7 protein-coding genes are annotated in these 13,665 nt (G+C 35.5%); 5 read left to right on the plus strand and 2 right to left on the minus strand.

All coding sequences use genetic code 11. The features are described 5' to 3' along the window. The first annotated feature begins 24 nt into the window (after positions 1-24). From DUT70_RS19855 to porU2, 3 genes are all read left to right on the plus strand, one after another. On the plus strand, positions 25-1,293 hold the full coding sequence (locus DUT70_RS19855) for a lipopolysaccharide biosynthesis protein (protein WP_113649126.1): 1,269 nt from the start codon (positions 25-27) through the stop codon (positions 1,291-1,293). Further along, on the plus strand, positions 1,271-1,900 hold the full coding sequence (locus tag DUT70_RS21375; protein WP_205529850.1) for an acyltransferase: 630 nt from the start codon (positions 1,271-1,273) through the stop codon (positions 1,898-1,900). Before DUT70_RS19855 ends, DUT70_RS21375 begins: the two co-directional genes overlap by 23 nt. Before the next feature lie 72 nt (positions 1,901-1,972). Then, a complete protein-coding gene (porU2, locus tag DUT70_RS19865; protein ID WP_113649127.1) occupies positions 1,973-6,910 on the plus strand; it encodes a putative type IX secretion system sortase PorU2 in 4,938 nt (1,645 codons plus the stop codon). A 274-nt stretch (positions 6,911-7,184) separates the two neighbouring features. Here the strand turns inward: porU2 and DUT70_RS19870 are convergent, their stop codons facing one another. Together DUT70_RS19870 and DUT70_RS19875 are read right to left on the minus strand one after the other, a co-directional pair. Continuing rightward, positions 7,185-8,147: a hypothetical protein gene (locus DUT70_RS19870; RefSeq protein WP_113649128.1), complete on the minus strand. Its 963-nt coding sequence runs from the start codon at positions 8,145-8,147 to the stop codon at positions 7,185-7,187. A 106-nt stretch (positions 8,148-8,253) separates the two neighbouring features. Further along, positions 8,254-9,105, minus strand: coding sequence for an energy transducer TonB (locus DUT70_RS19875; RefSeq protein ID WP_113649129.1), 852 nt, complete (start codon positions 9,103-9,105; stop codon positions 8,254-8,256). 282 nt (positions 9,106-9,387) lie between these two features. On the opposite strand from DUT70_RS19875, the gene DUT70_RS19885 reads away from it, so the two are divergent. Next, positions 9,388-11,571 carry a glutamine synthetase III family protein gene (locus DUT70_RS19885; protein ID WP_113649131.1) on the plus strand — a complete coding sequence of 728 codons (2,184 nt, stop codon included), beginning with the start codon at positions 9,388-9,390 and terminating at the stop codon, positions 11,569-11,571. Positions 11,572-12,475: 904 nt separating this feature from the next. Continuing rightward, the gene (locus DUT70_RS19890) at positions 12,476-13,657 is read left to right on the plus strand and encodes an AIR synthase related protein (protein WP_113649132.1); all 1,182 of its coding nucleotides are present in this window, start codon (positions 12,476-12,478) and stop codon (positions 13,655-13,657) included. The last annotated feature ends 8 nt before the right edge of the window (positions 13,658-13,665 follow it).

Here is a 13,665-nt window from a genome sequence, read left to right on the forward strand (position 1 = left end):
CAATTGTTTTTTCCTAAACGATAAGTGGCTATTTCTCTTAAAATCAATTTTGCTAGCCTCAAAGGGGCTCTTCCTCTTGCAATTTCCAATAGTATAGCCAAATCAATTGCGGCTATTGGAAGTTTGGTATTAGCAAAAATATATGGGCCACAAGATTTCGGTATATACAATGCAATTTTAAGTATTGCTTATATTTTCACTGTCGTGGTTTCTTTTAACCTCGACAGTATTATCATTTTAATAAGAGATAAAAAAGAGGCAAACTCTTTTTTCTATGGTACATTTTGGACAGCTAGTTTTAGTACGCTAATAGGCTTAATTATTCTTTTTTTCATTAACTACACAAATATTGTTGTTGTAAGTAGCAGTAATATAATCTTGATCATTCTAGCAATGGCAAGTTGGTTGACTGTCATCAACAATTCTCAAATCTCCTTACTAACCAAAAACAAAGAATATTACAAAATATCAGTGTTGATCATTACACTATCTGTTACTACGATTGGATTTCAATTCATTTTTCATCAAACTGAATACAAGTCAAATGGATTAGTTTATGGCTGGGCACTTGGATTATTGTTTACGGTACTTTGCGCACTATTTACTTCAATTAGAAGCATAAGAGACACCAGTCTTTATTCCTTTAAAAACAATATTAGAAAATACGCAGACATTATTAAACAATCCTATTTTGCATCATTAATAGATGTAATCAGCAGCAACCTATTTGTAATCCTAACTTTAGCCTATTTTTCGGCCAGCGAAGTTGGAGTCTATTCATTGGCATCTAAAATATTAACCGTACCATTGAGCATATTGTCGGCTTCTTTTTTAAAATTCTATGCAGAAAAAGCCTCGGTTCTATACGAGGACTCTCCTACAGAACTTATAAAGCTAACCAAATCTATCATTATTATAAATGCAAGTATTGTATTGTTATTTATTATTTTGATGAACAGTGTTGGTTTTTATATTTTAGAGATATATTTAGATAAAAAGGAATGGGCTAACTTGCAATATTATGTCCTAATATTGTCCTTTTGGATTCTATCAAGAAGCATGGTTAATCCCATATCTTCAATTATTAGCGTAATTAGAAAGAATCGATGGTCTTTGATTTTTAATACTTTTATACTTTTTATTTCTTTACTAAGTTTGTACGTAGGTGTAAAAGAGCAGGAGTATTTGATTTGTATAATACTATATTCCATATTATCCTCTTTAGCTTATATTATCCTTTTAATAGCCATTGTTAAAAATTTAAAAGAAAATGCGAGAAAAAAAATCAGTTAAATTTTTCTTGAAAAAATTGGATTTCATTCTTTTAAGCTGGCTAACAAGATGGTGTTATCCTCAATATTATAGACCAAAGTATAATTACGTCCCACACTATAGACTTTTATTTGAGTTCATCTTACCTCAAAAAATTTTAAGGATAAATGGCAATGTTCCCTGGCCTGTACATTACACTTCTAAAGTAAGGGCGGCCCATAAAATAAAGAAAGGTATTTTATGCGACCCAGGAGATAATATAAATGTTTATATACAAGCCATGAACGGAATTATTATGGGAAACAATGTAGGAATTAGCCCTGGATGCGCCATTATTTCTGCCAACCATAATCATGAGGACCACTTGCTACATGATGATTGCCCTCCAATTATTATTGGGAATGATGTGTTTATCTATGCTAACAGCATAATTTTACCTGGCGTACAAATAGGGAATAATGTGATCATTGGTGCTGGTTCTGTAGTAACTAAAAATATTCCATCTAATTCTATTGCTGTTGGAAATCCTTGCAAAGTGATAAAAAATAAATCAAACTATAACAACAAACTATTAGTAAAAGATTTCAATAGAAAAATACCTGAAGAATACCTTAACTACTTCGCTTAAAGCAAGTTTAAAGTTATCCATAATTAACAACAAGTTTATTTTTTAAGACAATGTATTGAGCAATAATTTCGTATGTTTGAATTTATGTCTCGCTTATACTTATTCATCATTTTAATCGCCTGTCATTTAACTTCGTTAGGACAAACAACCTACGGCAATGATTGGATTAACCCTACTCAACCTTATTACAAAATTAAAGTAGCTCAAAAAGGCATATTTAGATTAAATTATACTACGCTTAATCAACAAATCCCTACTTTAGGAAGTATCAACCCTAAAAACTTTCAACTTTTCAAAAATGGAAAAGAAGTAGCCATTTATGTGCAAGGTGAAAGCGACAATAGTTTTGACAATAGCGATTTTATAGAATTTTTTGGAGAACCTAATGATGGGACTTTAGACAAAGAGCTGTATACTGGCACTCAGCCTCACACTTACTACAGCTTATTTACTGATACTGCTGCATATTTCCTAACAATAAACACCAATATACAGGGAGCTAGAATACAAAATTTCAAAGCTTCAAAAACTGGATTGACTTCGGAAAGTTATGTCATATACGAAAGTCTAGGCGTGTATCCAAACACCTATTATCCAGGCAAATATATTATTGCCCAAATGAGTTTATCAGACTATCAAGAAGCAGAGGGCTTTATGGGTGAAACTTATGGATTAGGAGGTCAGCAAATAAAAACACTAGCCACGCCAAACCTTTACACTGGAATTGGAGCACCAGTAATTAAATTTCAAACTTATGTAGCAGGTCGATCTAATTCGCTATCTACAAATATTCAAGGCCATAATCATCATTTAAGAATTCGGATAAATAATGGCTCAACAACGAGTCTTAAAAAAGACACGCTTTTTACTGGTTATGATGTATATAACGGATCTTTCTCTATCTCACCCAATGAGCTTGGCACTTCAACACAAATTTTTTATGAGTCAATTAATGATTTGGGTGTATTATCAGATTATCAAGCTGTTGCCTATAGTAAAATTACCTACCCGAGGATTTTAGATCTTCAAGGAACAGCTGATTTTAATTTTATCATTCCAAGAAATAGTTCCAATCGATACTTAAACTTTTCAAACAACAATAAATCTAAACCTGTAATATGGGACGTCACTTCAGGACAAAGAATTATTGGCGAAGTAAATGGCAATAATGTAGAATTTGTATTAAGCACTAATGATACAGACAGAAAAGTTCTTTTATATGATAGTGCAGGGTTCAAATCTCCGTCTATTTCAAAAATTGAGATGCTAAACATCAACCCGAATAGCTTTGATAAAAATTTCATTATTGTTACGCATAAATCACTAATTAACGGTGCAAATAATTATGCTACTTATAGAACGCAAAGCGGATATAAACCGTACGTTATTACTACAGAACAGCTATATGATCATTTTTTCTATGGCGTGCACCATCCTCTAGCTATAAGAAATTTATCTAAATATCTACTTCAATATGCAAGTACAAAACCTGAATACCTATTATTGCTGGGAAAAGGCTTAGAGAATCACTTAATTCGTTCTTCAGAAGGACTTAATGCAGATCTTGTACCTACTTATGGCTCTCCTCCTTCTGATGATTTATTTACTGCCCGCATTAATAATTCCAGCTTAGCTCCAGCAATAGCCACTGGACGCATAGTGGCAAAAACAAATGACGAAATTGACATTTATCTACAAAAGATAAAAAGTTACGAACAATACCCAGATTCATTATGGAGGAAAAAGTTCATACACATAAGTGGTGGTAATTCACTATCAGAAAATCTATCGTGGGCAGGCTACCAAGCCAATATGTATAACATGGCCAAAGGAGAATTTTTTGGTGCAGACACGGTTAATTTCCATAAGAATATCAACCTCCCAATTAGCTCAAATAGAAAACAAAATATCATTTCCGAAATCAACAAGGGCGCTGCGCTATTATCATTTTTAGGGCACGGATCACACCAAGCTACTGAAATAGACTTTAGTATTCCAGAAGAATTAAGCAATAATACCAAGTTACTTTCATTTCTGGTTAACGGATGTACCACAGGAAATATGTATATCGTCGCACCCTCTTTAGGAGAAAAACACATTATGTATCCTGGTAAGGGAGCCATTGGCTGGATAGGAACTTCGAGTGAAGGTATTGCCAGTTATCTTTCGAACTTTAGTTCTATCTTTTACCAAAAGGCTTTTAATACTAGCTACGGAAAATCTATTGCTACCATCTTAAAAGAAACGAAATCACAGTATCAAAATTTAAACGATTTGATCAATGTAATGCACACTACGCAATATACATTCCAGGGAGATCCAGCATTGAAATTCTATAATCCTTCTAAACCAGATTATATGATTGAGAACAAGGACTTATTTATTTATCCAAATAATGTAACCGCGAGTGCAGACTCTTTTTCTGTAGCGATTGTTGTAAAAAATATAGGAAAAGCATTAAATAGTCCCTTAAAAGTTTCTCTTGTACGTACGCTACCAAACAACACCATTATTACTTATCCAAGTCAAACATTTACAAAGGCAGTTTTTAATACAGATACGCTTTACTTTAGCATTAAATCTAATGATGCTGCAACATCAGCAGGAACTAATAAATTTACTATAAAGTTAGACCCCGACAATCAGTATGACGAGCTTTCTAAAGTTAACAATACGGCATCCTTCGAATATAATATGCTTTCCAATGGCATAAACATTATTTATCCCCCAAAGTATGGCATTGTTCCTCAAACGAATGTTGAGCTCGTAGCCCAATCCATTAATCTAACTATAGGACAAACTAAATATGTTTTTGAAATAGACACAGTCAGAACATTCAATAGTCCTTGGAAACAATCTTCAAGCCTCAGCACTGGCTTTCTTCCAAAATGGACAACAAATCTGCTATCCAAAAACAATCAAGTTTATTATTGGCGAGCAAAGCTAGATGTTCCAATCGAAAATGGAGGGACTTGGCAGGAAAGCAACTTCACTTATATAGCCAATAGCCCAGATGGTTGGAATCAATCTCAATATGAGCAATATAAAAACGGAGTATTAAATAGTTTGGAATTCAATGAAAATACCAAGCTATTAGAATTTGCGAAAACATCGCTATATACTGTAGTGCAAACACGAGGAGACGATGCTCCTATTACCGAGGAAAGAAGGTATAGATCTAATCCTGGCGGATCCTTGGGATTTAGGCCAGACAGTTTTACTGGCTTCACGATCCTTGCGCTAAACCCAGCAAACTTACAAGAACTGAACTATCCATCAGCATTTAATTTTCAAAATCAAGATGCAGCTAATCAACCCCTATATTATTCAGGTCAATTCTATTATGACACAAATAATAGCGTTGAAGTTGATAGTCTCATAGATTATATCCATAAAATACCCCAAGGTTATTATGTAGTAGGATACAACGGTTTTAATATTAACTTATCGGCATTACCTCAAAATGCTAAAGATGCATTTTTACAAGTGGGCGTGGTTAATATCGGCAATATTGGAGCAGGAGAACCTTATATGTTTTGGGGGCAAAAAGGAGCAATTCCTGGCACGGCCATAGAGAAAATGGCTGAAACAGGCACTACAATACCAGCACGCAGTCAGGTCATAAGATTTGACAAATCTTATGCTTATCCGCTTACCCAGGGCAGCTATACTTCTGCAAAAGCTGGTCCCTCTAAAAAATGGAAAAGTGTAGATTATGAAGTAAAAAAAGAAGCTTCAGACCAAGTTTCTTTCGATTTACTAGGATACAACAAATCAGGGACAATGCAAGTACTCCAAACTAACCTCCCCTCAAATTCTTTAGATTTAAGCAATTTTAGTGCTGAAGATTATCCTACAATGGCAATAAGAGCCAATTTTACAGATGCTATAAACCGCACCCCATCACAGATTATAAAATGGAAATTTTTATATGAAGGCTATGGAGAAGCCACGATCAACCCTGAAATCAAAAATGACTTTTACAAAGAAATTATTCAAGAGGGAGACAGTGTTATCTGGAATATAGCTTATCAAAACCTATCTAAGTACCCTACAGACTCTGTTCATGTCTATTACACCCTGACAAAACCAGATAGAAGTGTTTCTAAAATTAAATCAGGAACAATAGAAAGTCTTCCTCCAGGCACTAATACGACATTTAAAATGAAACTCCCTACAATAGGTCTAGTTGGCAATAATCTACTTAAATTAGATTTCACACCTATTAATGAAAAAGATAGCTACAGTTTCAATAACTACATCCAAAAAAACTTTACTGTAACTAAAGATACAAAGGATCCTCTTGTTGAAGTAACGTTTGATGGCAAGCAGATTATGAACAGAGAAATTGTTGCTCCTCAGCCTAACATATTGATCAACCTCACCGATGAGAACGCATACAGATTGTTAAACGACACTACTGTTCTTGACATCTATCTAAAATCTGAAAGTGGAAATTATAAAAGAATAGCATACTCTTCAAACTTACTTAATTTTACACCTGCCAATTCTGCTACAAATAATAAAGCCACTGTAATATATAAACCTAATAGGTTAACGGATGGTATTTACAACTTAAAGGTTGAAGCGAAAGATGCTACAGGAAACGTTAATGGTCAAAACAGCTACACTATAGAGTTTGAAGTTATCAATGAGTCAACCATAACGCACTTTTATCCTTATCCGAATCCTTTCACCACGGCCATGAAATTTGTCTTCACCTTAACAGGAGATAAGGTCCCAGATAAGATCAAAGTACAGATTATGACGGTCACAGGAAAAATTGTGCGAGAAATTTTCAAAGAAGAACTGGGTAATATTCGTATTGGAAATAACATTTCAGATTTTACATGGGACGGAACGGATATGTATGGAGACAGACTAGCAAATGGTGTTTACTTTTATAAGGTGATTATCGAAAATAACGACAAATCAGAAATTAAACACAGAGGAACATCCAGTGATAGTTTTTTCAAGAAGAATACTGGAAAAATCTATTTAATGAAATAATGTAGAGTATTATTGGCTTTATATATTATCAAAAGTTCATCAACAATATTTACATAGTGCGTCTTCTGTATTTCGTCATATTGATAGATGCATATGGTCATATCTACGATGGAAAAAACATATTGGGTTAGCTAATAAATGAGAGTTAGATAGAGTAACCATCCATTATGAGATAGATAACCTTGATATATGTTTAAAACCGTATTATTTTGACTTCTTAAAAAAATGGGTGGCTATTATTACAACCCCAGATATAGTACAATAACTATTTAAACTAACTGCGAGCTATAACAATTGTTCGTTTTATTAGATAAGTTATTTTTTTATATACTATATCAAAAAATACTCTTGTTTTGCTATATCTAACAATATTTGCTGTATGCAAATCGGCCTTGAACCTAGATTTGAATAACGAAATCGGCTCCATATTCGCTCCAAGCAAATCTACATATTCAAAACCTTGAGATTTTAGATATATAAAAAGGTGATGGTACAAAACTGAATGTAAAGATCCTGATTGCTCTTTATATTGCTTGTTTTTTAGAACCGTATAGGCTATTTTGTTTTCCTTATCTAAAAATAATATATGCGATACGAGAAGCTGATTTTCAAAATAACAACTAAAACAAGTCAAATATTCAGTACTAGATAATTGAGTTATCAAATCTTTTATTTTATTAATCGATTTTTTAGAGTACAATTTAAGTTCAAGAAATATTCTAAGGTTTATATCTAAAATTTCCTTATTTAGCAACTCCTGCTTATATAAATAAGTTGCGTTAGAAGATTTTTCAATATTTTTGTGTACATCTTTGGCATACTCAAGTTTATCCAGTCTCTTTATATAGGTAAACCTGTTATCGATGGAAAAACCAGCCCATAAAAAAGGACGAACATCCTCAATAGACGGAGAAAGCCTAATATCTATTTTTTTAAATTGCAATTGAAGCATTCTTAGGAAATCGGAAACATATTCACAATATTTTGTATCCCCTAGCATTGGATCTATCCACAATGCTGAATAAAAAAAATGGATGGGTGATATGATATTTTTACTTTTAACCAAAGCTAGAAAACTTATTGCCACCCTACCTTTTTTCTCAAAAACTATATATTCGGCAGTACAACTATGCTTATGCACCAAGGCATCAACCACTTTAGGTTGCTCGTTAAAAAAGAGCTTTCTTTGGCTCTTCATTTTCACAATCCAATCATCTTGGCTTAGGAACTTAAGCATTAGTTATATTTATTTCGCAATAAAACTACATTAATTTAAAAGCTAAAAAAACAAAAAAGCGATGGAAATTACTCCATCGCTTCACAAATCAACATTAAACTTGAAACTAATTGCTTATGGTATAACTAATAGGCATGTTATACCTCACTCTAACAGGTAAATTATTTTGCATACCCGCTTTCCAACGCGGTGATTTTTTAATTACCCTCATGGCTTCGTCATCACAACCGTAGCCAATACCTTTAACTACTTTTACATCGGTAATGGTTCCATCTTTCTCTACCACAAAGCTTAAATACACCTTTCCCTGTATCCCTTGGTCTTGGGCCATACCAGGATACCTCAAGTTTCTTTGGATATATTTAGCCCAAGCTTCCATACCACCTGGAAATTCTGGATAAACATCAACCCCTGCTGCATCAAGAATCTCGGTGCCATTACCTCCAGTACCAGTGCCAGAACCTAATCCTGCTGGAGCTGTTGTAACATCCGCATTGCCCTTACCAGTAATGCCATCTTGAGTAGTACTTGCGATCACAGCATCTCTTAATTCATCGGAAGTTGGCGGTTGTAGCGTTACCAAATCATCTTTAACTACCTTAATGTTATCAGTCATTGCAACTGACTTCACTTTAGGCGCTACTACTTTTGGTGTTTCTACCTCTGCTTGTTTTTCCACTTGCTTTTGTTCCTGCTTAGGTTTAAGCTCATGAACAACGTTATCTACTTTAACTTCCTTTTGAATAGGATCTACCACGACCTCTTCATCCTTAAATGCTGAAGCAATATATGGACCAACAAACGCTGCTACGAACAAAGGCGCAACAATCAAAAATGCCTTTAATAAAGTACTGGAAGACTGTCTTCTTAATTGATAAGCGCCATAGTTTTGATTTCTGTTGGCAAATACAAGAGCGAGCCACTCGCTACCGTACAAATTTGATGATTTATTAAACATAGCTAATCGGTTTTTCAACTATGATGTTAGTTATATTCAAATTCCATACGTATCCAAAAAAAAATTTCCGTCAGGTAAAATTGAGTATCCTAACGTAATTGAGCAAAAGTCTTCGGCAAGCAACATTTTAAAAATCCAGCCAACAAAACACACAAAAAAGATAAAAAACCATACAAAAATTGATTTTAAAGCATAAAAAATTATTTTTTTTAAGATTTTTAACAAAAAATCAATCAAAAACCACAAAATATTTTATTTTTGAATAAAAATTTAAACAAATAAATGAAAAGCTTAAGAACCATAGCGCTAAAAGAAGCACAAACCAGAGAAATACCTGAAGTAAAAGCTCCATCAAGCAAAATTTCAGAATTCTACGGCTCGAATGTTTTCGACAAAAAGAAGATGAAAGAATATCTTTCTAAAGATGTTTTTGAAAAACTAATTTCTTCGATTAACCAAGGTGAGTTAATTAACCATGATGATGCAAATCAAATTGCAGCTGCCATGAAATCTTGGGCAATGAGCAAAGGTGCAACCCATTATACGCACTGGTTCCAACCATTAACGGGTACAACCGCTGAAAAACACGATTCATTTTTCGAGCCAAGCGGTGATGGTGCCATTGAGAAATTTGCAGGTAGTGCATTGGTTCAACAAGAGCCTGATGCCTCAAGTTTCCCTAACGGTGGTATCCGTAACACTTTCGAAGCCCGTGGTTATACTGCTTGGGATCCTTCTTCTCCAGCTTTCATTATGGAAAACCCAGCTGGTAAAACACTTTGTATTCCAACGGTATTTGTTGCCTATACAGGTGAAGCACTAGACTACAAAGCTCCATTATTAAAAGCACTATCAGCTATTGATAAAGCTGCTGTTGAGGTTTGCCAATATTTTGACAAAGCTGTATCTAAAGTAAATGCTTCTTTAGGTATCGAACAAGAATATTTCTTAGTAGACTTAGCGTTGTTTAACGCCCGTCCAGATTTAGTACTTACTGGCCGTGCCTTATTTGGACACATGTCTGCTAAAGGACAACAATTAGAAGATCACTACTTTGGTTCTATTCCAGAGCGTGTATTTGCTTACATGGTTGATTTCGAGAACGAAGCCATCAAATTAGGCATTCCTTTGAAAACCCGTCACAATGAGGTAGCTCCTTCTCAATTTGAGTGCGCACCTATTTACGAAGAAATCAACTTAGCGATTGACCACAACCAATTGTTGATGGACGTAATGGAGAAAGTTGCTCGTCGTCACAACTTCAAAGTATTATTGCACGAAAAACCATATGCAGGCATTAACGGTTCTGGTAAACACAACAACTGGTCGTTAATTACCGATACTGGTAAAAACCTATTGGCACCAGGCAAAACGCCTAAAAATAACTTAATGTTCTTAACCTTCTTTGTAAACACCATCAAAGCGGTTCACGAGCATGCTGATTTATTGAGAGCTAGCATTGCATCGGTAAGCAACGACCACCGTTTAGGTGCTAACGAAGCTCCTCCAGCAATCATTTCTATCTTCTTGGGCCAACAATTAGACGAGATTTTAGATGAAATCGAGCACTCACGTTTAAGCAAAAAATTAAAAGAAGACAATTCACTATGGTTAGGTATCCCTAAAATTCCTCAAATTTTATTGGATAACACCGACCGTAACCGTACTTCTCCATTTGCTTTTACTGGTAACAAATTTGAGTTAAGAGCGGTAGGTTCTACGGCTAACTCTTCTGCGCCAATGACTGTATTAAATGCAATTGTTGCAGATCAGTTAACTAAATTTAAAGTAGACGTTGACAAATTGATCAAAAAAGGCGACAAAAAAGACGTTGCTTTAATGACCGTTCTAAAACGTTACATCAAAGAATCTAAAGCAATCCGTTTTGAAGGTAATGGTTATAGCGATGAGTGGGCTCAAGAAGCAGAAAAACGTGGTTTATCAAATATCAAAACTACGCCTAAGGCGCTTGATGCTTATGTAAGTGAGAAAACTACAGAGCTTTTCGCCAAAACCAATGTGTTCAGCAAGCGTGAGCTACATGCCCGTCACGAAATTTTGTTAGAGAACTTCTACAAAAAACTTCAAATTGAGGCACGTGTATTTGGCGATGTTACCAATAGCCAAATTATCCCTGCGGTAATTGCTTATCAAAATACTTTAATCGAGAATGCTAAAGGTTTAAAAGAACTTGGTTTAAGCAAAGAAACTTTGGCTACTCCATTAGCAATTATCGACAAAATCTCTAACCATTTATCTATCGTTAAAACTAGCGTAGACACCATGTTAGAAGATCGTAAAGAGGTAAACAAAATTGAAGATACTCGCGAAAAAGCAATCGGTTACGATGAGAAAGTAAAATCTCACTTCGACACTATCCGTTACCATGTTGACAAACTTGAGCAAATTGTTGACGATAGCGTTTGGCCATTGCCTAAATTCAGAGAATTGTTATTCTTAAAATAAGCAGCAAATTTTCTTTTTATATAAAGGTGCAGAGTTCAACTTTGCACCTTTTTTATTTTATTTTTTTGTCATTCTGAGGGAAGCGCAGCGACGAAGAATCTCTACGTTGATTAGCAAAGCAAATCCCTACACCAATCAACATCAGTCCCGCTTTACGCTACAATCTTTTTGCGATCTTTAGGTATAAACCCCGTAGGTACGGGGTTTGTTCAGTCTCCACAACAAAAAGTATTTCCGCTGCAATCGGGTTTATGATACAACCAACTATGCAACTATCCGCGGTTAACCTGCAAACGCATAAATAATGTCACCCCTTCGGGTTATTGTTTAAACTACCTAAAGGCTAGAAAAATTTCACCACTTCGTGGTTTAACCAACAAAACATATTTGCCCGAATTCGATTATTAGAAAAATGATTATCAAAAAATTTTCAACTAAACCACCCCCCGTCTTCAACTACCCCTCTGGAAGAAGGGAAAGCAAGCTGCCATTCCCCTCTTTCAGAAGGGTGTCCAACGGGCGGGGTGTTTTACGAGATTTATTCGGCGCCCACAACAAAAAGTATTTCCACTATAATCGGGTTTATTATACACCCAACTATGCAACTATCCGTAGTTAACCTGCAAAAGCCTTAGTTAACTAAACGGGATTGCAGCGAAAATACTTTTTGCTTTTGTTTGTCATCCTGAACGCTAGTGAAGGGTCTGTAGCCTAAAGCAGTTCGGCAACAGATTCCTTGTTCCTCGGAATTACAGCAAAGAACCTAGCAAAAAGATTGTAGCGTAAAGCCCGACAGACGTTAAAATGGAGCACTAAACTTACCTTTCTAATTAAATTTAAACTGCTATTTCTTTACGTTTTCAGCTTTATGCTTTCGGCTTAAAAAGCTATCTTTGCAGCAATTATGAGCGACAATAGGTACAACCAGCGTGGCGTATCGGCATCTAAAGAAGATGTACACGCAGCCATCAAAAACATCGACAAAGGCATATTCCCTAAAGCATTCTGCAAAATCATTCCTGATATACTGGGAAATGATGAAGCGTATTGCAACATTATGCATGCCGATGGCGCAGGAACCAAATCCTCTTTAGCTTATACTTACTGGAAAGAAACAGGTGATCTTTCTGTTTGGAAGGGCATTGCACAGGACGCGATCATTATGAATATTGATGACTTGATTTGCGTGGGTGCTACCGATCAAATTCTATTATCATCGACCATTGGTCGTAATAAAAATCTAGTGCCTGGTGAAGTGATTGCAGCCATTATTAATGGTACTGAAGAAATTTTGGCCGAGTTGAGAAATTTGGGCATCTCTATTTACTCTACAGGTGGCGAAACTGCCGATGTGGGCGACTTGGTACGTACCATTATTGTTGATTCTACCGTAACTTGTCGCATGAAACGTGAGGAGGTGATCAGTAACGACAACATCAAAGCAGGCAACGTAGTGGTGGGCTTGGCTTCTTACGGAAAAGCGACTTACGAGAGTGAGTACAATGGTGGTATGGGTTCTAACGGATTAACTTCTGCCCGTCACGATGTTTTTGAAAAATCTATTGCTACAAAATATCCTGAGAGTTTTGACCCTGGTGTTCCTTTTGATCTGGTATTTTCGGGTGGCAAGCAATTAACTGACCTTGTTCAAATTAGCGATACTGAGAGCATAACGGCTGGTAAATTGGTACTCTCCCCTACTCGCACCTATGCGCCTGTTATTAAACAGATTTTAGATCAATACCGCTCGCAAATAGATGGTATTGTACACTGTAGTGGTGGTGCGCAAACGAAGGTGCTTCATTTTGTGAATGACGATGTTCATGTGATTAAGGACAACTTATTTCCTATTCCGCCGCTATTTAAATTGATCCAAGAACAATCGGGCACTGATTGGAAAGAAATGTACAAGGTGTTTAATATGGGGCACCGCATGGAGCTTTATGTGCCTGCGGAAATTGCCGAGGATATTATTGCCATTTCTAAAAGTTTTAACATTGACGCCCAGATTATTGGTCGTGTGGAGAAAAGCGAACAGAAACAGGTGACTATTCATAGCGAATTTGGCGAATTTGTTTACAACTAGGCCCATCG

Source organism: Pedobacter chitinilyticus, from assembly GCF_003313385.1.
In the GTDB taxonomy this organism is placed as follows: Bacteria; Bacteroidota; Bacteroidia; order Sphingobacteriales; family Sphingobacteriaceae; genus Pedobacter; species Pedobacter chitinilyticus.